The organism is Corynebacterium sp. HMSC078A10, assembly GCF_001811565.1.
GTDB lineage: Bacteria > Actinomycetota > Actinomycetes > Mycobacteriales > Mycobacteriaceae > Corynebacterium > Corynebacterium hesseae.
In genome coordinates this window covers 127,750-147,230 of the sequence record NZ_KV805193.1, presented here as the reverse complement: position 1 = coordinate 147,230, position 19,481 = coordinate 127,750, and the positions used below count along the sequence as shown (strand labels likewise).

The following is a 19,481-nucleotide window of genomic DNA, read 5'->3' as shown; positions in this document are numbered from 1 at the left end:
AGAGTTTTAACCCATGAAGAAGTTCACTCGTTTCGCTGCCGCTGGTTTGGTTTTCTCCGCTGGCCTCACCCTCGCTGCCTGCCACCCTCCGAACCAACAGGATTCCTCTGAGAAGGTTGACACCGGCGCTTCCTTTGCCGGTGAGGCTCCCGGCGCAGGTGCAGCCGCCCCCTCCGAGGCTGCGGCTGAGTCCGAAGCAGCCACTGAGTCCGAAGCCGTTGCTGCAACCGAGGTTGCTCCGGCTGAATACACCACTGCTCCGGTTCAGCAGTAGGTTCAACGGCAACTGGCAAAGAAGCGGCGTCCCGATAGTTGGGGCGCCGCTTTTAGCTTTCTGGGGTCCGTCGTCTTTTTCTACTTTGCCTCCCGGACCCAATCCCCGATAACCCCTGGCAGTACTGCGGGTGCTTCGCCGAGTAGATCACGGCGGTTGGGGTCGCGTTCTACTTGAGTCGTGACGGACTTGACCCGCCTTTCGCCTTCGCCGCCGCGTGCCATGCCACCCATCATGGGCATCATGCGCATCCCCGCACCGCGGGCACTGCCGACGCCCTGCCTCGCACTACCCGCTCCGCCCGGGGCTCCCAGGACACCACCAGCGCCACCAGCGTTGCCGACGCCCCCGGAACCTCCCGTACTGATGGCACCACCTCCGACGAGGCCGCCTCCGCTTAGCGACGTCCGCCCTTCCCTCTGTTGTCCAGTTCCCGTTACGGCCCCAGGAAGGCCTCCTAATACCGGATGCGTTCCGGTCTGCGGCCCACCGAATGAAGCGCCCGCGCCTCCGAACCCCGCTGCGTTTGTCGTTGGATTCGCCGACTTTTCCGGCAAGCGACCGCTGTGGCCTGCCACGCCTCCGGGAAGCTTGTTCCCACGGCCATCAGCAAGACCGATGGCTCCCAATCCCTGGCCTACAGCGCCGCTGCCTAGACCTCCGAGCCCGTTTACACCAGCTGGCATGTTTGCCGCTCCGCTGGTAGCTGCCAACGATCCTGGCGCTCCTCCCCGAACGGGATCAAGGGCGCTCAAGCCTGCGTTGGCAGCCGAGGTATTCACCTCGCCTGCATTGATCGGCGCTAATGCGTCTCCGAAACCAAGCTCGCTGAGGATGCTGCGCCCACGATTGTGTAGCTCATTGTGAAAGCGCGCGATATCGTCAGCCCCCATCCCCACGCTTTCCAGACCTTGGATGTGGCCGTCCGCAACGCCAAAGGAGCCTGGGCCCATGGTGCCGTTTTCTATCGCTTCGGCTATTGGCTTCGGCCATGTGACTCCATCGGTGTTGTAGCGATTTCCGTCGCCCATGACTGCCCCAAAGTGGGTACTGGTGTCTCCGCCGCCGCTGGGCGGCGCTGCGTCCATAAGCGCATGCTGATACGGCATAGCGGAAATCACTTGCTGCTGAAGGACGCCCTGCATATAGACCAAGGCTGCTTGTTCAGCGGCTTGACGCGTAGCAGGCTCTGGGATTGCCGCCACCTCAAAGGCCAAGGCAATGGCTTCCGGCTGAACATTCATCAGCTGCGCTTGGAAGCCGAACAGCTTCTGTTGCATGACGCTCGCATTGGCAATGAAGTGTGTACCCGCCTGCGCAACTTCACGAATCTTCTGCGCTGCGCGTGTGGTGGCTTCACTGTCGTTCTCGGCTTCCAAAGACGCGGCCGAGTTTTCAAGACCCGCAACGATTTCTGCGACTTCCCCACTCAAAGCGCCCCACCGCGCATTCGCTTCCGACACATCCCAGAAGCGCGTGCTAAACAGATTCGATGCTAAGCCCATGATGGAAGCACCGGTGTCCACGATCGGGATGGTAAACCCAAACGGGCTGTATCCCGGGTCTGGTTGCGACACGATCGGCATCGATACCGCCCCGCCTCCCCCACCAGCGTCAGCGACATCCAACCCCCGACTCGTAAGCTCATCCTGTGATTCGAAGCTTGCCAGCTCCGTCTTAAGTGCCTCCCCAAGCCAAGAAACCTGCCCCCTAAACCCCTCTAAAGAATTCCGCGCCGACCCCGGATCCGTTACCAACACACGCTGGTGTATTGTACCGACCTCACTTAGGCCGGTGATGGTGGAAAATCCTCCATCAAGTGGTGAGGTCGCCTTTCCGTGTATGGCGTCGAGACTTCTGGAAAGCCTGTCGACATTTTGAGCTTCTAAACGCAGATTTCGCCTGTCAATAAGCATTGGTTCCCTTTTCCTAAAGTAGATTTACAAGAATTTCTTCTGCTTGTTCGCACTGCTCTATTGGGTCTGAAAAGTCAGAAAGAATGCTGTAGGAAACGGTGATAAGCCCCCGCTCAGTTGATAGATTCAATGAGCACATCAACTGCCCCGAAAAGCGGTCTTCGTAAGCTACGGCTGGAACTTTCTTCCCTTCATAGATAACTTCCTCCCCCTGAGCCTCTTCGACTTCCGAGGTACTCGTATCGCTACTAGCGATGTTTACTACTCCTTCTACCCCACCAGCTTCATGGCTAAAGGAGCAGAAGACCGTATCTCTTTCGCGAAATCCTTCCCCCTCGATTCGACTTAGCCTGGCCCTTTGCAATGCTGGCTCCGAGATTTCCCGGCAAGGATCAAACAGCCTGAAGCCCGCAGCTTCCCGATCAAACTCCCCTAGCGGTGGAAGTACCCCACCGCCTGCACGAGACTGCTCACTTTGAGCTTGAGACTCTCGCCCCGTCGTGGCGGTGGCATCAGCGACCCCCGAGTCCACTGAGCCACCGCCGGCTTTCATGTCAGGAGAATTGCGAAAGTCCCCCGCGTTACTACCATTGCCACGAACACTGAGGCCGAGCGGTGACGCGCAGTTTGACAGCACCCCGATACAAACCGCCATCATCACAAGGCCCCCGATTCGCTTCATGGTGTCCCTTCAACTAACTTTCCTGACCGTTAGAAGCCCCTCCCTTGAGCTTTAAACTCCGAGCGACTTCTGCGACCAGAATGCACGAGAAAGAACAAGAAGTCGCGCCGGTGCCAAATTAGTCATTTTCTATATGCAAATTTATTGTAACTATTCGATCGCACTAATAGAACTATCCGTTAATAATAGCTGGTCGTAGCCTGCATGGAGCTTGGGTACCCGCCGTGAACTACATGTGTCTTGCCTGCCGATTATAACCAATTGGGGGTACCCGAATTACAACACTGTCAATTTTTGGGGTGTCGTTTTTCCTCAATTAAGAAGCAATCTTGCCCGCTTTGCCGCACGCCGCTTAGAGCATCGCATCCTTGGGAAACATGAGAAACCCAATTCTGTCGGCATGGTCGCGTAAAGCTCAGGGCTAGGCACGGAAACAGGTGCTTGCCGATGCAGTTGCCTTCATTTCCAGCGGACGGCTCACGGAGCCTGTTAACAGCAAGACAAAGACTCACCCACCCAAGAAATCGAACATTTCGCCCACAAGAACCGAACAGGACCTCAGATTTGCAACCATAACTACCCCCGCAGTCATCCACGTCACCCGCCTTGAGGTACTCGCCACCTATACCGCAATTGGTACGCAAATAGATATTTGCGAAGGGAAATCCTGTTCTAACTGTTGCAATCTGTATTAGCTCGCGCCAGTCAATGCCAAGATCCCGCCCGCACCTAACGGGCGCTATACCCCTGCTCCAAAAGAGATGCGCCACGCACACAAAGAAACCGGCGGCCAGCAACCACAAAGCTTGTGGTGCCAGCCGCCGGTTTCGCAGAAGCGGTATGAGACTAATTAGTCCCTGAAGTAGCTCAGCAGACGGAGAATCTCCGTGTACAGCCAGACCAAGGTCACGGCCAAACCAAGAGCGATACCCCAGGCATACTGCGCCGGAGCACCCTGGCGAATCAGGCGGTCTGCCTGGTCGAAGTCTGTCATAAAGGACAAGGACGCCAGAACAATGCAGACGAGGGAGAAGATGATGGAAAGCATGCCACCATCACGCAGCGGATTAAAGCCGAAGAAAATAGCGCCCAACATGTTACCCAGAGCCAACACGGCCACGCCGGCAATGAGGCCGAACATGATCTTGTTGAACTTCGGGGTGACCTTTACCGCACCGGTCTTGTAGACCATCAGCATGCCGATAAAGACGCCTACGGTACCCATGATTGCTTGGCCGATAACTGCCATGCCATCGGAATTGCCGAAAGATACGCCGGCAAACATAAGGGAGAATCCGCCCACAAAGAGGCCCTCAAACACGGCATAAATCAACGTGACGGCTGCAGAACCAAACTTCTTGCCAAACGTTGAGACAAGAACAGTAATGAAACCGCCGAGCGCACCGACCAAGGTAAGAATCATCGCGATGCCTGGGTTAATCAACTCGCCAACAGCAAAGTTGAGCACGGCCATGACAATGATGACGCCAAGAGTAATGCCAGTCTTGGTCACGACATCATCAACAGTCAGCGGCCGATCGGCGCTGCGATTCTCCTGAACAAATGGATTATCGCTCTGACCGTAGGGATTTCCACCCTGGGTCTGACTTTGGCTGGACGAGAGGGAACTCATGACGGGGTTGCTAGAACGCACGCGAATCCCGATTCCTTTCACAGTCTTTCTCTAAAAAGCGGCCCCTAGGGCCGCCTTATTTGTCGTTTCATCAAGATCAACGCTCCCCACTGCTAGGAAGTTCCCAAAAATCTCAAAATTCGCAAAATTGTCCACGCCTAACAGGAATGCGTCGACAAGCACTGCGCTTGCCGGCGCCCCTGTTGCCGCAAACTATGAAGAGGAGCGCTGGGAAGCGTTCCCTACCTTCACCCCGTTAAATTCAGCGTTTCCGCTGGTCATGGTGCCCCCAGTGGGACTCGAACCCACACTGAATCGATTTTAAGTCGACTGCCTCTGCCGATTGGGCTATGGGGGCCAAACCGTGCCCACTCATCTTAGGGCACGGGTAGGCATGGACTGAAAATAGGGTCGGCTTCTGCGCGACTCTTTTGTTTTGAGCTCGCTAGCTGGCGGCGAGGCCGCTGATGATGCCGTCGAGGATGTCCTTCTCACTGATGAAGAAGGAACGGGCTTCACTGTTGCGCTCAATCATCGTCATGATGCCCTCGATGGCAGCACATCCGCCGCCGATGACATCTGCGCGCCCGGGGTGGATAACGGGGTTGAGAGCGCGCACATCCGAAGGCAATCCAATCATCTGTCGGGTGAGCACCCGCAGCGCATCGAAGCGAAGCTCGGAACCGTGGATGGAGTCGGCATCGTAGCGCTCCATCCCCTGGGCAAGCGCCGAAAGAGTCGTAAACGTACCGGCACAGCCAACGAAGGTGAGGGCTTTGTCGATAGGAACGATCTTCTCCACTTCGGCCATGCGCTCAGCAACATAGTCGCTAGCAATCTCAATCTCGGCCTCCGTGGGAGGATCGGTGCGCATGATGCGCTCGGTAAGCCGCACGCACCCCATCTGAGCAGAGTGCGAGCCGAGGATCTCGCCATCGATTGTCCCCACGACGAACTCTGTCGAACCACCGCCCAAATCGATGACGCAATACGGGCCCTCCTCAGAGTGCAGGTCCCCCACCGCACCGGTAAAGGACAGCAGTGCCTCTTCCTCACCGGAAATTACTTCCGCGCGAGCCCCCGGCTGGATTTCACCGAGAAGCTCTTCGGTCATGTTGAAAAACTCGCGGTGGTTCTTTGCATCACGAGTGGCCGAGGTGGCGACCATGCGCACGCGCTCGACCTTTTCAAACTTCATTTGTTTGACGTAACCTTCGAGCGCTACGCGGGTCCGCGCAAGCGCTTCAGGATCAAACTCACCGGTAGCATCGACGCCCTGGCCAAGGCGGACGATCTCCATCGTGCGGGTAATATCCCGGATCTTGCCATCCTCCTGAATCTCGCTGATGAGCAGGCGAATGGAGTTGGTTCCGCAGTCGACAGCAGCGACGCGAGTCATAGGGCTAGCCTTTCTCTTAACCGGCGTTAGAAAAATCGAACTGGGTCATGTCGATGCCCAGGTCCCCCACGGTGGGCCAATCCTCAGGGATGGCGCTTCCTCGGAGTTTACCGTGCTCCGCAGCCATCGCGACGGCCTCTGTACCAAAGCGCACGCGGCCCGGTCCCTCAGCTAAGGCATAAGCGATAAGAACGTGGAGGCACTTCACGCGCTCTGGCATACCGCCGCCTGAGAACTCAGTGCCCAGGTCTTCCATGGCGTTACGGGTTTCCAAGTAGTGTTCGTGCGCTGCCTGGTAATCCTGCTGCAGGTCCTCTTCTTGGGCGAGGCGCTGCTCCATCCACTTCATGACATGGGCGACTTCAAGGCGCGATGCTTCGGCAGTCAGGCGCGGGTCGGTGAGGTAGTAAAGGGTGGGAAACGGGGTGCCGTCGGGAAGCTTGGGCGCGGTTTTAATCACCGCTGGGGCTCCGTCCGGAGTGCGGTAAGCAATGTCCACGACGCCGCGAGGGGTGCGGCCCAACTGTTCGCGGACGACTTCAAGGTCAGCATCGGTCACGGTCATAGGAACCATTGTGACATGGAGATATGGATGAGTCCTATTCAGCAGGTGTTTCCGGTAGGTTTTCGGGATCTTCCGATACCGAATCCCACAAAACCGTGTACCACTCGCGGTCATCGGCATCCTCACGCCGCTCTGAGGTCACCGTGTCACCAGAGTCCATGCGCGGATCCATGATGCGAAAGGCCATCTCGCCTTCATCCATGACACCGAAGCGGCGGCGCGCCTCCTCCTTGACGTATTCCTCGGATCGGTACTTGTCAATCTCCGTGAGGAGGACATCCTTCTGTGCCTGCTTGGCGACGATTGAGCTTTCCAGCCGCGCAATCTCCGATTGGCCGTGATAGTAGTTTCGCAGCGGAACGGCAATGGATAGCAGTACCACGAGAACAACAGCGATAATCACGCCGATCCCGAGGATGTCTAGCCCCTTGGGCTGCACCGGCGCTTTCTTCCGTTTAGCTCGCTGCTCATCGCGGGCACGCGTGCGAACCGGAACGGTGTTCCGGCGTTTCGTGCGGGGAGAAGTAGTGCGTGCCATCGGAAAGCCATTGTATCCCGGACCGGCCCAGGTGCTGTGCGGCGCGCGACGTGTCCCAGAAATAACATGCGCCTCAGAAGTTTTGGGCTGGGCCTGTTCGGGGCCAGACAACAGGAAAGGTGCCACGATCAAAACGATTAAAAGGTGCCACGGTTACTGTGGCACCTTTTCGTTCACCAGTCATTCAGCGAGTGGTCTGTGCAGACCACTGCTGGAAACCGGAGTTAATTCCTAGCCCTGGAAGCGCGGGAATGCGGAGCGGCCGGCATAAACTGCGGCGTCACCCAGTTCCTGCTCAATGCGCAGCAGCTGGTTGTATTTGGCAACGCGCTCAGAGCGGGCCGGAGCACCGGTCTTGATCTGGCCGCAGTTCAGAGCAACGGCGAGATCGGCAATGGTGGTGTCCTCAGTCTCACCGGAGCGGTGGGACATCATGGTGCGGTAGCCATTGCGGTGTGCCAGCTCAACGGCGTCGAAGGTCTCGGTCAGGGTACCGATCTGGTTAACCTTCACCAGCAGAGCGTTGGCGGCCTTCTTCTCAATGCCTTCCTTCAGGCGAGCCGGGTTGGTGACGAAGAAGTCATCGCCGACAATCTGCACCTTGTCACCGATAGCTGCGGTGAGTTTGGTGTAGCCCTCCCAGTCATCTTCCTGCAGCGGGTCCTCGATGGACACGATCGGGTAGTTGGCGATGAGGTCCTCGTAGACCTTGGCCATCTCCTCAGCGGTGTGCTCGCCGCCCTCGAAGTGATACTTGCCGTCCTTGTAGAACTCGGAGGATGCAACGTCGAGGGCCAGGGCAACATCCTTGCCCGGCTTAAAGCCGGCCTTCTCGATGGCCTCAACGATGAGGTCCAGAGCTGCCTTGGTGGACTCAGCCTCCGGAGCGAATCCGCCCTCGTCACCCAGGCCGGTGGACAGGCCCTTGGACTTAATAACGGCCTTCAGTGCGTGGTAGACCTGTGCACCCATGCGCAGAGCCTCGCTGAAGGACTCGGCACCGATCGGGGCGATCATGAACTCCTGAACGTCAACACCGGAGTCAGCGTGGGCACCACCGTTGACAATGTTCATCATCGGAACGGGCAGGACATGAGCGTTCGGGCCGCCAATGTAGCGGTAGAGCGGAAGGCCAGCAGACTCGGCAGCGGCCTTGGCGGCTGCGATGGACACGCCCAGGATGGCGTTGGCGCCGAGGCGGGACTTGTTATCCGTGCCGTCCAGCTTGATCAGGGCCTGGTCGATGAGACGCTGGTCATCGGCCTCGAAGCCGGCAAGTTCATCAGCGATCTCTTCGTTGACGTTCTCAACAGCCTTCAGAACGCCCTTGCCCAAGTAGCGGTCACCACCGTCACGCAACTCGTGAGCCTCGTGAACACCGGTGGAAGCGCCAGACGGAACGCCGGCGACACCGCGTGCACCATCGTCGAGGAATACTTCAGCCTCAACGGTGGGGTTGCCGCGGGAATCAAGAATTTCGCGTGCCATTACGTGGATGATGTCAGCCATGCTGCTTTCACTCCTATAGAGCCAAATTGATCTTGGGTTCGTGTTCTGGGAGGGGCTCCCAAACCACCTGGGGACAATTGTTCCAGAAAACTTCGGAACATGTCGGGCGGAAACGGACAACGTGACATAGATCTAGAAAGAGGCTAGGACACGGCAGGCTGTTCAATGGCGTAGGAATTTGCGGCTGCTGCGACTTTACGCAGGTAGTCCTCAGATTGGTTGTAGTTGAGGACCGCCGAACGCCATCCCTCTGGCGTGGAAAGATCCCTATCTCCGTGACACAGCAGTGCGGCGGCACCCAGCGCAGCATCGTCGATTTGATTGGGATCAGCAACACCATCGCCGTTGGCATCTCGGCCTAGATGCTCCCACGAAGAAGCGATGAATTGCATGGGGCCAACCGCCCGATCAAACTCGACATCGCCGTCAATGGCGCCGCCATCGCTATCAGGAACCAAAGTGGTGTTGTTAGTTCCGTCGAGAGGAATGCCCACAATGGGCGGGTCGGGATAACCATTCTCATCAAGGGAGGAACGGTCGAAGAGGCTTCCATTATAGGTCCCGTGACGAGTTTCTACCCAGCCGATACCGGCGAGGGTATTCCAGCGCAGATTACAGTTCGGCCAGGATTGCCGCGCGATCAGCTCGGCGTTGCCGTAGGCCCGCAATGCCTGGGCGGGGATACTGGTGGCGTCGGCAAGCTGGTCGGACCACCACGTCAGCTTGTCCGCCGTGCGCCCCGGCCCGTCGACATCAATAGCGGGCACCTCTGCCCCGCCCACGGGTGGAAGTTCCTCTGGGACGGGGGAAAGCTGCCGGAACGGGGATGGTTTATCCAGGAAGGAAAGACTCCAGGCCACCAAGGAAATGATCAGAATGATGGCCAAGACAATGCCGAGGCCACAGCCCCCGATCCTCCTAAGCCCCTGCGTCATAAAGGTGAATACTACAGCCCGTTGCAGGAAGGGGGTCGAGCGACACAGAGGGCGCCACGAGGCGACCGTATAGGCAAGACCTACGACAATCGCGGAACAAAAGTTATGTCCAAATGTTCCCATGCGTAACATTCTGCGCTACACTGCAGCGTTGAACAGAGAGCCGAGGCCCTGCTGGTGCTCCACGTTCTATCACTGTCCGTTCTAGAAACGTGCCTTTCTCTTAGCCAAGGAGTTCCATGTCCATCCGTCGTATCCTCGCTACTGCTTCCGCCGTTGTCGCCCTCGGCGCAATCACCCCCGCCACCGCTTCTGCCGCTTCCCTGACTGAGCTGGGCGGCTTCCTCTCCCAGGGCATCCAGTCCGCTGATTGCAACACCCTGCGTAGCACCCTGACGCTGATTGATCAGAGCACCGAGGGTGAGTTGCTTACTCCGAACACCACCCGCAACCAGCTGTCCAAGAACCTCACCGCACTGGGCAACTCTGAGGAACTCGGCCCGCTGGCCTTGGCCGCCGTGAAGTACTCCGGCCAGACCGCCGACCGCGCCCTCGAGTGCAAGATCGTCAAGGAAGACACTCTCGCAACCGGCGGTACCGGCCTATCCTCCACGATCGCTGACTACGCTCCCCTGCTGTCCTCGATGATTCAGAAGGGCTAGTTCTTTTCTCGGGCCTTACCCTCGGCCCACAGGCGCTCCTGCTCCTCTACCCCCACGACGTCCTCCGTGCCGTCGAAAAGGTAGGGCGCGCGGGAGCGCATTTTGTTGACGAAGGACATCGCAACATCGTCGAGAGTAAAAGCCCCACGGCGTGCCGCGATCTCGGCGTGAAAGAGGACCTGTAAGAAGACATCGCCCAATTCCTTAAGCAACTCGGAATCAGTGGCACGCTCCCGCACCGCCTGGGCGAATTCCGCCGACTCTTCTTCTAGATACGGCAGCAAAGTTTCGTGGGTTTGATCGCGCTCCCACTCCCCAATGCGCCGCGCACGCGACATCACCTCACGTGCCTTCCACATCGGTTCCTCAAGGGAGGGGGCGAGGATGAGGTCCGCATCAGCGTCGATAAGCGCGCGCACCTGCGGGTGTGATGGATCTGTGCTCACCACAACACCATGGCCTTCCGGATCCTCACCGCACAACAGTGAATCAAAGTCCCAGCGCACCTTCACCGGAACTTCATCAGTGAAAACAACAGGGCCCTGCAGTTTCCCAACGGCCTCCATAGGGATTAACGTGGGCCAGCGCGGATCTAACAACAGGACAGTCATAAGCAACGAGTATAGGTCCCCAGTTCTTTGAACTTTCGCTGCAGTTGCACAAACGCCCGCCTGAAGGGGTATTTTTAACCAATGACCACTTCCAATCTCACCGAATCGCCGCGCACGCACTCTGTGACGTTGTGGACGCTCATCGCGCTCATCATCGGTTCCACGGTGGGCGCCGGAATCTTCTCTCTTCCGCAGAACATCGCCTCCGTGGCCGGCCCTGGCGCCATGCTCATCGGCTGGCTCATCGCAGGCATCGGCATGCTCTCTGTAGCTTTCGTTTTCCAGATTCTTGCCCACCGCAAGCCGCACCTCGACTCCGGTGTGTACTCCTACGTCCGCGCCGGCTTAGGTGACTTTATTGGCTTTACGTCCGGCTGGGGCTACTGGCTAGGATCTGTGATGGCGCAGGTAGGCTACGCCACCCTGTTCTTCAACACCATTGGCCACTACGTGCCTTTCTTTGACGCCGACCACCGCTGGGTCTCCGCCATCGCCGTATCGGTGTTGTCCTGGGGAATCTTTGCTGTGCTGGCGCGCGGAATTAAGCAGGCGGCGATCATGAACATGGTGACGTCCATCGCCAAGATCGTCCCCATCCTCGCCTTCATCGTCATCCTCGCTTTCGTAGGCTTTAGCTGGGACAAATTCACTCTTGACTTCTGGGGCGAGGCCTCCGATAAGTCCCTCTTCGAGCAGATTCAGGGCATCATGCTCTTTACCGTGTGGGTCTTCATCGGCGTGGAGGGCGCATCCGTGTACTCCAAGCAGGCGCGCACGCGTGCCGACGTCGGCCGCGCTACCGTCATCGGCTTCATCAGCGTTCTGGCGTTGCTGGTATCCGTGTCCACGCTGAGCTTCGGCGTGCTTACCCAGGAAGAGCTCGCAGCGCTGCCGGATAACTCGATGGCGTCCGTGCTCACCGCGGCCGTAGGCGAATGGGGCGGCGCTCTCATTTCCCTCGGCCTGTGCCTCTCCGTGCTCGGCGCCTACGTGTCCTGGCAGATGCTGTGCGCGGAACCGATTGTCATGATGGCTGTCGATGGTCTTCTCCCCCGCAAGATCGGCACCGTGAACATCGCCGGTGCGCCGTGGGTAGCGCAGCTGATTTCTACGCTGACGATTCAGCTCTTCGTTATCGTCTTCTTCCTCAACGAAACTTCTTATAACGCCATGGTGCAGCTGGCCACCATCATGTACCTGCTGCCCTACATCTTCTCTTCCCTTTACCTGGTCCTCTTGGCCGTGCGCGGCAAGGGGCTGACTCACCCACATGCAGGGGTGCGCTTCGATATTTCAGGTCCGGAGGTGAGCCGCCGAGAGAATCGCCGCCACCTCTGCATCGGCCTCGTCGCCTTCATCTATTCCCTGTGGCTCATCTATGCCGCCGACCCGGTTTATGTTCTTCTCGGCGCGCTAGCCGTGGTCCCCAGCATGATTCCTTATGTGGCCACCCGCCTGTACAAGAAAGAGCGCGTGTTCAACACCTTCGAATGGTTCGTGGTAGCGCTGGTAGTTATCGGCGCGGTTGCCGCGGTGTGGGGCTTGAGCACGGGCCGCTTGGCGCTCTAGAAAACCTCGGGCGCCGTGCGGCGCGATAGCACCGCATAGGCGATGCAGCTTGCTATCCACAACACGTGGCCGATAGCGCTGATGACGAGGAAGATGCCTCCAGTAATCGAGGCCGCTTCCTCGTTGCCAAACCACCACGTCGGAACGGTGGCCGGACCGACGTCCCCAAAATCCGGCACGTTGGCATTGCCCACGATAAAGCCGATGAACACCAAGGCCATCGACACCCACGCCCACCCCAGCTTGCTTGTGTAATCACCGCGGATAAACAGCGGGAGCAAACCAAGCAGCACCCAAATGCCAACCAGGATTACTCCGAACATCATCAACATGAAGGTGAGCCAGCCACCGTTCTCACCGCTGAACTTAATCACCAGTGAGACGGGGATGCTGAGCAGCGAGGCAGCCATCCACACCGCCACTAAAACGATTCTGGGATTGGCCCGAGAAATCCCGGCGGCGGTGCTGGCGTCCATTATTTTTCTCCTACGCTAATGACATTCTTCTTAGTCTTAGCACCGCTGACGTCGACGCGCTCGAGTTCGAACATCGAAGCCAAGAAGTCCGCCACCCACTGCAGGAGTTCGATGTCACGCAACTTGGGGTCCGTGACGTTGCGTCCGGCCTTGGGGAAATTGAGCTGGATGGCCTTGGCCGCTGCACGGTAGTTGGAGCCCGGGAAGAGGCGCTTGAGGCGTACCTGCTTGGAATCCGCCAGCTCCACCGGATGGACCTTGATGCGCGTGCCCTGCACCGTGATATCGCTGACCCCGGCCCGGCGGGCCTGGTGGCGCAGGCGAGCCACGGCGAGCAGGCGCTCGACCGGCTCCGGAATGGGCCCGTAGCGGTCCTGCATTTCTTCCACCACATGAGCCAGGTCCGCGTTGTCTTTGGAGGCCGCCAGCTTGCGGTAGACCTCCAAACGCAAGCGCTCGGAGTTGATATAGGACTCCGGAATATGGGCATCCACCGGAAGATCGATGCGGATTTCCTTCGGGCCTTCGTCCGTGACCACGGGGGTCTCACCACGCGCGAGCGCCTTGAAGGTCTCCACTGCCTCACCGACAAGGCGCACGTAGAGGTCAAAGCCCACACCGGCGATGTGGCCCGATTGCTCAGCACCCAGCACGTTGCCAGCACCGCGCATCTCAAGGTCCTTCATGGCCACGGCCATACCGGCGCCCAGATCGTTGTTTTGGGCGATAGTGGCCAGGCGGTCATAGGAAGTTTCCGTCAGCGTGGCGCCCTTCGGGTACAGGAAGTAGGCATAGCCGCGCTCGCGGGAGCGGCCCACGCGCCCGCGCAGCTGGTGCAGCTGGGACAGGCCCATGTGGTGGGCGTTTTCCACGATGAGGGTATTCGCGTTCGCAATATCCAGGCCGGTTTCCACGATGGTGGTACACACCAGGACGTCGAATTCGCGGTCCCAGAATCCTTGGACGGTGCGCTCAAGGACGTCCTCGTTCATCTGGCCGTGTGCCACGACGATTCGCGCTTCTGGGACTAGGTCCCGCAGCTCGCGGGCCTTCTTTTCGATATCCGCAACCTTGTTGTGGATGAAGAAGACTTGGCCGTCGCGCAGCAGCTCGCGGCGGATGGCCGCGGCCACCTGCTTATCCTCATACGCGCCAACATAGGTCAGGACCGGGTGGCGGTCCTCCGGCGGGGTCAGGATGGTGGACATCTCGCGGATGCCCGCCATGGACATCTCCAAGGTGCGCGGAATCGGCGTCGCGGACATGGTGAGCACGTCCACGCTGGCCTTGAGCGCCTTGATGTGCTCCTTGTGCTCCACACCGAAACGCTGCTCCTCATCCACCACGATGAGGCCCAAGTTCTTCCACTGCACGCCAGTCTGCAACAAACGGTGGGTACCGATGACGATGTCTACGGAACCATCCGCCAAACCGGCGAGAATCTCCTTGGATTCCTTGGTCGAGGTAAAGCGCGAAAGCACCTCGATATCCACCGGGAAGCCCTGCATGCGCTCGCGGAAAGTATCGGTGTGCTGCTGGGCCAGCAAAGTGGTGGGCACGAGGACCGCGACTTGCTTGCCGTCCTGTACGGCCTTGAAGGCTGCGCGCACGGCCACCTCGGTTTTGCCATAACCCACATCGCCGACGACCACGCGGTCCATCGGCACCGTGGATTCCATATCCTGTTTGACGGCGTCGATGGCCAGCATTTGGTCCTCGGTCTCGACGAAGGGGAAATTATCCTCCATCTCGGCCTGCCACGGGGTATCGGGGCCAAACTGGTGACCGGGTGCGGCCTGGCGCTTGGCATAGAGTTCCACCAGCTCACCGGCGATCTCGCGCACCGCGGCGCGCGCCTTCTTCTTGGTGTTCTTCCAGTCCGAGCCGCCCATCTTGGACAACGTCGGCGTCTCGCCGCCGGTGTATTTGCTCAGCAGATCCAGCGAATCCATGGGGACCCACAGCTGATCAGCCGGCTGGCCGCGCTTGGAGGCGGCATACTCCAACACGATGTATTCGCGGCGCGAAGTCTCGTCACCGGATTGAACGGTGCGCTCGGCCATCTTGAGGAACTTGCCGATGCCATGAGTCTCATGCACCACGTAGTCCCCCTGCTTGAGTGCGAGGGGATCCACGCGGTTACGGCGCTTTGCTGGGCGACGCTTCGCCCCCGCAATATCGCCCACACGGTTACCCGTCAGATCGGTTTCCGTGATGACCACCAGCGGCAGCGCCTCAGCGTCCTTGAGCTTGCGTACCTTCGGGAACACCAGACCAGCATGGGACAAGGCCTGGTAGAGCGTGACCTCGCCGGGACTCGGCTCCCAGCCAGGTGTGGCCACCTTCGTGGGGATACCCTTCTCCGCAAAGCGCTCCACCATGCGCTTGATAGCGCCTTGCGCAGGGGCAATGAAGGCGGCACGCCCGCCGGCCGTCGTGTGCGCCAGAAGCTGCGCCATCATGGCATCAATCTCTGGAATATCACCGCGCGGAGTTGGTCCGGGTTCAAAGTCCAGCGGCAGAGTCTCCGATTCAGCCGCCGCAAACATCCCCGGCGGCGCAAAAGTCCACAACGGGGCCTCGATATTCCGGCACGTCGCCTCAAGCGACTCATAGGAGCGATAACTCGACGCCGAGGTATCCAAGCCCTCAGCAGCCAACGGGCCATCCGCGCCCATCGCGGCGGCCTCCCAGCCAGCAGCCAAGAACTCCGCATCGGTGGATTCCAGGTCAGCAATTCGCGTGCGGATCTTTTCCGGTGCCACGAGCAGCACGTGCGTGCCCGGGGCAAGCAGTTCGGGGAGGGTGACAAAGGGGGCGTCGGCAAGCACGGCCAGCACGGCTTCCATACCTTCGGCCGGGATGTGCTCCCCTACCTTGGTCAGAAGCTCCGCCAGCGCTGCGTTGCCCCCAAACTTCTGCGCCAGCTCGCGGGCGCGTGCGGCGACCTCATTGGTGATCGGCAGCTCGCGGGCGGGATAGATAGCGACCTCTCCCACCTCGATCTCGGGGATGGCACGCTGGTCAGCCACGGAGAACTGACGGATATCCGTAATCTCATCACCCCAGAACTCCACGCGCACCGGGTAATCCGACGTGGTGGGGAAAACATCAAGGATGCCGCCGCGCGTGGCGTACTCACCGCGCTTGGCCACCATGTCCACGTGCTTGTAAGCACGAAACTCCAGATCCGACAGGATATGCGCGAGCTCGTGCTCGTCCTCTTCCTTCAGGAAAATGGGTGCGCGGCCCTCCACCTTGCTCAGAATGGGCTGGCAATACCCGCGGGCGGAGGTCACCACGACCTGGGCTTTGCCCGCCCCCACGAGGTCGAGCACACGCGCGCGCTTGCCGACGATATCCGCGGCCGGCGACAGCCTCTCATGTGGAAGCGTCTCCCATGCCGGGAAGTAGGCGACCTTCTCCCCCAGCATGGCCGTCAGCTCTGCGGTAAGGTCCTCCGCCTCACGCCCGGAGGCGGTCACCACCAACACCGGTGCGTGGTGCGCCAAGGTACCGATGGCCCAGGGACGTGCCTGGTCAATGCCAGTAATGTGCAATGAGGCTTCCCCCACTTGGGAGGTGAGGCCTTTAAGTTTCGGATCTGAGGCGGCTACCTTTAAAAGCCCGCCCAGCATCGGCGTTGCCACCTACTTGGCTCCCTTCAACTTCGGTGCTGCTTCCATGCCGGAAAGACCATTCCAGCACAGATTAACGATGTGCGCGGCAACTGTCTCACGCGAAGGCTCACGCTCATCCAGCCACCACTGGGCCGTGGTGGCCACCATGCCGACGAGCGCCTGGCCGTAGAGCACCGCCAGCTCTGGGTCAAGCCCGCGGTGTTCAAAGGCCTCACCGAGGATGTGCGCGATCTGATTAACTGCTGCGTTCAACAACGTGGAGAAACTACGCTCATCCCCTGGCTTGGAGTCGCGCACGAGGATCAAGAAACCATCGGTTTCCTCCTCCACATAGGTCAGCAGGGCGACAACTCCCTGCTCGATGCGCTCGCGCCAAGAACCCGTCTGTAGCGATTCCGTCACGACCTTTTCCAAAGCGACGAGCTCGCGGTCAATGACGACGGCATAGAGGCCTTCCTTGCCACCGAAATGCTCGTAGACCACCGGCTTGGACACACCGGCGCGTGCCGCTATGTCCTCCACGCTGGCGCCATCGAAACCGCGCTCTGCGAAGGCCGCACGGCCAATGGAGATCAACTGCTCACGGCGCTCACGCCCGGTCATCCTTTGTCGAACCATGTCTTCTACTGTATCTCCCCCACTGGACATGGCCCGCACCAGCTAAAAGTAAGCCGCAAGCAACGGGAATGCGAGTCTTGGCCACCTGTTTAGGTCTGATACGCACCCGTCGGGTAACATGTCCCCCAGCGCTCATAATGTGGGCGCGTTTCCCCATGGTGTAATCGGCAACACTACGGTTTTTGGTACCGTCATTCTAGGTTCGAGTCCTGGTGGGGAAGCAAAATAATGCACCGTTCTACCTGTATTGACACAGGAGAGCGGTGTTTCGTTTTGACTTTGACGGCAGTAAGAAGACTCGCTAGCGAGGCCCTAGCGAGACTCTTTCCGCGGGCATCATCACACAGGGGTATACGGATGTGACAGCAGAGAAAACGGCAGTTGCGTCCGGCTGCTCACTACAGCTCCAATCCCGCCTATTCCTCTCATTTATTGTGTAACTCAGGCAGACGAACCATAGAAAAGGTACGGTCTGAGTCATGACGATGTTCCACTCCACGGTGCGCGGGATGGACAAGATCACCTTCAGCCACTCGGGTCAGGTAGACAAGGCCCTGTCGGTCGCCCGTCGCAGCACTCAGACCCGACAGACCCGCGTATTCAACCAAATTGGGGGCAGGATCAGCCGCCAAATCAACCGGCAATCCCAGGGATCGACGGGCAATTAATTGAATATGGCCCCATTATCGGCCATACGTACGCCGGCCCCATTCCTCCACCCCACATCATCAATGGTTGCGAGAAAATTCAGCCAGGGCTTGGCGAGCGAATTCTGGACGACGCCCACGAAGACACAATTGCGGATCGGCTGAACACTCAGAAGGCGTTCGATCACGCCCTTTGGGAGGCCAAGGCTGGCTTTCGCGTCGCCGCGTTCATTACATTCGCTTCCATTGCCGGCATTTTCTGCTGTTTGCTCTTTCTGGAGCCACCGGAGTCTTTCGTCGGCGCTACGATCCTTGGCTTAGCATCCCTTACTCCTCTCGTGAGGACTTTCCTCAACCGAAACCAACAAAAGCCTGCGGCTAACGAACTTGCTGTAAATCCCGAGGAAAATAAACAGGTCTAATCAAAACCAAGAAATCAGCAACCAATAGGAGCTGTAGATAGGCCGAGGTCCGGCCGAGAACCTATTTACGTTTTCTACGGCCTCGCCGAAAGCCCCTAATTTCAGCTTTCCGTGCAATCGATGCCACCTGCGCCGCGGTGTAGTTCAAGGGAGCAATGCCAGCGCGCGGAAGCACCCATCCGCGCCAATACGCCATAACTGCTAGGCCAAAGCCCACGAAGGGCGAGATGACCATGCCGAGGGCAAACTTGTCAAAGTGCCCGAAGGATGCCATCACGATTCCTGTAAGCACCGCCGGCACGGCATAGAGTGGGCTGCCGCCAAAGACCGAGGGAATCTGGCCGGAAGCAACATCGCGTACCATTCCGCCACCCACTGCGGTCAAAACGCCCAAGAATACGCAGGCGATGAACGGCATTCCATGGGTCAGCGCCTTCACGCATCCAGTCGTGCACCATACGCCCAAGATGACAGCATCCGCGTGCTCGAGGAAGATTTCCCAGGCCTTGCCCTTCAGGTCCGTCAAGAAAGCAATGAGCGCGCCCACACACGCCAGCGTGAGATACAGCGGATCAGAGATAGCCGCAGCCGGACCGCTGGCGATCAGCATGTCACGGATCATGCCGCCAGCCAGCGCCGAAAAGAGCGCCAGAAAGACGAAGCCAATAATGTCGAATTCCCTACGGCGTGCAATCGTGCCACCGATAATGCCGTTGAGTACCACACCGATGAGATCAAAGACCTGGTACAGGGAATGGATGAGCGGGTCGACGTCCTGAATCACAGATACTGACCCTAGCGTACTGCGAAAGGAGAAGACCTAGTTTTCTCATGAAAAGAAAAACTACGAAATTAGGACAGTGTTGAAACTCCAGCGAAGAAAAGCGCGAAATTCTGCAACGGAGTGCACGCCATATCGAAAACAACAACGACTGGGAAACTCGCTCGACTCCACGTTGGACACAACGCTTCCAACGGTCTATACAAACTCATACCTGTTTACGTGGTGAGCGCTACCTAGGTTATCCCCACATGCGTGGGGCATACATGTTGCTTGACCCGAAGTCAGTGACCCGAGACGAGCTATCCCCACGTGCGTGGGGCGTACTCTCCGACAACTGCACGGACGCCGTCCCGACAGTAGATCCGACTATAGCAAACTGTAGTCGTCCTAGCGCTTCCGCGGTCAGGTGGGGAGCACTTAGCGAGTGGTGTGAGGGCGCGGGCCTAGTTGGGCTCATCCCCGCACACGCGGGGAGCACCGCAAATGTAGTAACCCCTACGTGCTGCGCAGCGGCTCATCCCCGCTCACGCGGGGAGCACGTTACCCGTGTACCTCGCAGACGCCCCCGAGTGGGGCTCATCCCCGCTCACGCGGGGAGCA

17 protein-coding genes and 1 tRNA gene are annotated in these 19,481 nt (G+C 58.9%); 4 read left to right on the top strand and 14 right to left on the bottom strand.

All coding sequences use genetic code 11. The features are described from left to right. Positions 1-13: 13 nt before the first annotated feature. Positions 14-274: a hypothetical protein gene (locus HMPREF2808_RS03450; RefSeq protein WP_070523942.1), complete on the top strand. Its 261-nt coding sequence runs from the start codon at positions 14-16 to the stop codon at positions 272-274. Positions 275-354: 80 nt separating this feature from the next. Here the strand turns inward: HMPREF2808_RS03450 and HMPREF2808_RS03445 are convergent, their stop codons facing one another. From HMPREF2808_RS03445 to HMPREF2808_RS03405, 9 genes are all read right to left on the bottom strand, one after another. After that, on the bottom strand, positions 355-1,860 hold the full coding sequence (locus tag HMPREF2808_RS03445; protein ID WP_070623799.1) for a hypothetical protein: 1,506 nt from the start codon (positions 1,858-1,860) through the stop codon (positions 355-357). Between the two features lie 343 nt (positions 1,861-2,203). Beyond that, positions 2,204-2,872: a DUF3558 family protein gene (locus HMPREF2808_RS03440; RefSeq protein WP_070623748.1), complete on the bottom strand. Its 669-nt coding sequence runs from the start codon at positions 2,870-2,872 to the stop codon at positions 2,204-2,206. 850 nt (positions 2,873-3,722) lie between these two features. Then, positions 3,723-4,526 carry a Bax inhibitor-1/YccA family protein gene (locus HMPREF2808_RS03435; RefSeq protein ID WP_070623746.1) on the bottom strand — a complete coding sequence of 268 codons (804 nt, stop codon included), beginning with the start codon at positions 4,524-4,526 and terminating at the stop codon, positions 3,723-3,725. A 260-nt stretch (positions 4,527-4,786) separates the two neighbouring features. After that, positions 4,787-4,863: transfer RNA gene (locus tag HMPREF2808_RS03430), tRNA-Leu, on the bottom strand. Between the two features lie 87 nt (positions 4,864-4,950). Then, positions 4,951-5,904 (bottom strand): Ppx/GppA phosphatase family protein, encoded by a 954-nt coding sequence (locus HMPREF2808_RS03425; RefSeq protein ID WP_070623743.1) that lies wholly within the window; start codon positions 5,902-5,904, stop codon positions 4,951-4,953. Between the two features lie 16 nt (positions 5,905-5,920). Beyond that, entirely contained in the window at positions 5,921-6,469 is a 549-nt protein-coding gene (locus HMPREF2808_RS03420; protein ID WP_070623740.1) for a DUF501 domain-containing protein, read from the bottom strand. A 34-nt stretch (positions 6,470-6,503) separates the two neighbouring features. Beyond that, positions 6,504-7,007: a septum formation initiator family protein gene (locus HMPREF2808_RS03415; RefSeq protein WP_070623737.1), complete on the bottom strand. Its 504-nt coding sequence runs from the start codon at positions 7,005-7,007 to the stop codon at positions 6,504-6,506. A gap of 231 nt (positions 7,008-7,238) precedes the next feature. Further along, on the bottom strand, positions 7,239-8,516 hold the full coding sequence (gene eno / locus HMPREF2808_RS03410) for a phosphopyruvate hydratase (RefSeq protein WP_070520900.1): 1,278 nt from the start codon (positions 8,514-8,516) through the stop codon (positions 7,239-7,241). A gap of 143 nt (positions 8,517-8,659) precedes the next feature. Continuing rightward, a complete protein-coding gene (locus tag HMPREF2808_RS03405; protein ID WP_070562540.1) occupies positions 8,660-9,451 on the bottom strand; it encodes a lysozyme family protein in 792 nt (263 codons plus the stop codon). A 239-nt stretch (positions 9,452-9,690) separates the two neighbouring features. Between HMPREF2808_RS03405 and HMPREF2808_RS03400 the strand changes: the two genes are divergently transcribed. Next, complete coding sequence (locus tag HMPREF2808_RS03400) at positions 9,691-10,113, top strand: hypothetical protein (RefSeq protein WP_070520896.1); 423 nt, start codon at positions 9,691-9,693, stop codon at positions 10,111-10,113. Here HMPREF2808_RS03400 and HMPREF2808_RS03395 read toward each other — a convergent pair. Next, positions 10,110-10,724, bottom strand: a complete 615-nt coding sequence (locus HMPREF2808_RS03395; protein WP_070530561.1) for a MazG nucleotide pyrophosphohydrolase domain-containing protein — start codon at positions 10,722-10,724, stop codon at positions 10,110-10,112. The two genes, HMPREF2808_RS03400 and HMPREF2808_RS03395, sit on opposite strands and share 4 nt — an antisense overlap. An 81-nt stretch (positions 10,725-10,805) precedes the next feature. Here HMPREF2808_RS03395 and HMPREF2808_RS03390 point away from each other — a divergent pair, with 81 nt between their 5' ends. Next, positions 10,806-12,293, top strand: coding sequence for an amino acid permease (locus tag HMPREF2808_RS03390; RefSeq protein ID WP_070562537.1), 1,488 nt, complete (start codon positions 10,806-10,808; stop codon positions 12,291-12,293). Here the strand turns inward: HMPREF2808_RS03390 and HMPREF2808_RS03385 are convergent. From HMPREF2808_RS03385 to HMPREF2808_RS03375, 3 genes are read right to left on the bottom strand one after another with little or no spacing between them, the layout of a single operon-like run. Then, positions 12,290-12,769 (bottom strand): hypothetical protein, encoded by a 480-nt coding sequence (locus HMPREF2808_RS03385; protein WP_070530565.1) that lies wholly within the window; start codon positions 12,767-12,769, stop codon positions 12,290-12,292. The two genes, HMPREF2808_RS03390 and HMPREF2808_RS03385, sit on opposite strands and share 4 nt — an antisense overlap. Continuing rightward, on the bottom strand, positions 12,769-16,407 hold the full coding sequence (gene mfd / locus HMPREF2808_RS03380) for a transcription-repair coupling factor (RefSeq protein WP_070623796.1): 3,639 nt from the start codon (positions 16,405-16,407) through the stop codon (positions 12,769-12,771). The genes HMPREF2808_RS03385 and mfd overlap by 1 nt, the downstream gene beginning before the upstream one ends. A 12-nt stretch (positions 16,408-16,419) precedes the next feature. Next, entirely contained in the window at positions 16,420-17,028 is a 609-nt protein-coding gene (locus tag HMPREF2808_RS03375) for a TetR/AcrR family transcriptional regulator (RefSeq protein ID WP_070520882.1), read from the bottom strand. A gap of 479 nt (positions 17,029-17,507) precedes the next feature. Between HMPREF2808_RS03375 and HMPREF2808_RS03365 the strand changes: the two genes are divergently transcribed. After that, a complete protein-coding gene (locus tag HMPREF2808_RS03365) occupies positions 17,508-17,696 on the top strand; it encodes a hypothetical protein (protein WP_070562534.1) in 189 nt (62 codons plus the stop codon). Positions 17,697-18,158: 462 nt separating this feature from the next. On the opposite strand, the gene HMPREF2808_RS03360 is transcribed toward HMPREF2808_RS03365, so the two are convergent. After that, positions 18,159-18,878: a trimeric intracellular cation channel family protein gene (locus HMPREF2808_RS03360; RefSeq protein ID WP_246816511.1), complete on the bottom strand. Its 720-nt coding sequence runs from the start codon at positions 18,876-18,878 to the stop codon at positions 18,159-18,161. Between the last annotated feature and the right edge of the window lie 603 nt (positions 18,879-19,481).

What these genes read in the sequence shown, in the direction of transcription:
- HMPREF2808_RS03405 (WP_070562540.1), bottom strand. Translation starts at nt 9,451, where the DNA reads ATGACGCAGGGGCTTAGGAGGATCGGGGGCTGTGGCCTCGGCATTGTC.
- HMPREF2808_RS03415 (WP_070623737.1), bottom strand. Translation starts at nt 7,007, where the DNA reads ATGGCACGCACTACTTCTCCCCGCACGAAACGCCGGAACACCGTTCCG.
- HMPREF2808_RS03390 (WP_070562537.1), top strand. Translation starts at nt 10,806, where the DNA reads ATGACCACTTCCAATCTCACCGAATCGCCGCGCACGCACTCTGTGACG.
- HMPREF2808_RS03445 (WP_070623799.1), bottom strand. Translation starts at nt 1,860, where the DNA reads ATGCCGATCGTGTCGCAACCAGACCCGGGATACAGCCCGTTTGGGTTT.
- HMPREF2808_RS03395 (WP_070530561.1), bottom strand. Translation starts at nt 10,724, where the DNA reads ATGACTGTCCTGTTGTTAGATCCGCGCTGGCCCACGTTAATCCCTATG.
- eno (WP_070520900.1), bottom strand. Translation starts at nt 8,516, where the DNA reads ATGGCTGACATCATCCACGTAATGGCACGCGAAATTCTTGATTCCCGC.
- HMPREF2808_RS03375 (WP_070520882.1), bottom strand. Translation starts at nt 17,028, where the DNA reads ATGGTTCGACAAAGGATGACCGGGCGTGAGCGCCGTGAGCAGTTGATC.
- HMPREF2808_RS03440 (WP_070623748.1), bottom strand. Translation starts at nt 2,872, where the DNA reads ATGAAGCGAATCGGGGGCCTTGTGATGATGGCGGTTTGTATCGGGGTG.
- HMPREF2808_RS03385 (WP_070530565.1), bottom strand. Translation starts at nt 12,769, where the DNA reads ATGGACGCCAGCACCGCCGCCGGGATTTCTCGGGCCAATCCCAGAATC.
- HMPREF2808_RS03400 (WP_070520896.1), top strand. Translation starts at nt 9,691, where the DNA reads ATGTCCATCCGTCGTATCCTCGCTACTGCTTCCGCCGTTGTCGCCCTC.
- HMPREF2808_RS03420 (WP_070623740.1), bottom strand. Translation starts at nt 6,469, where the DNA reads ATGACCGTGACCGATGCTGACCTTGAAGTCGTCCGCGAACAGTTGGGC.
- HMPREF2808_RS03450 (WP_070523942.1), top strand. Translation starts at nt 14, where the DNA reads ATGAAGAAGTTCACTCGTTTCGCTGCCGCTGGTTTGGTTTTCTCCGCT.
- HMPREF2808_RS03425 (WP_070623743.1), bottom strand. Translation starts at nt 5,904, where the DNA reads ATGACTCGCGTCGCTGCTGTCGACTGCGGAACCAACTCCATTCGCCTG.
- HMPREF2808_RS03365 (WP_070562534.1), top strand. Translation starts at nt 17,508, where the DNA reads ATGACGATGTTCCACTCCACGGTGCGCGGGATGGACAAGATCACCTTC.
- mfd (WP_070623796.1), bottom strand. Translation starts at nt 16,407, where the DNA reads ATGCTGGGCGGGCTTTTAAAGGTAGCCGCCTCAGATCCGAAACTTAAA.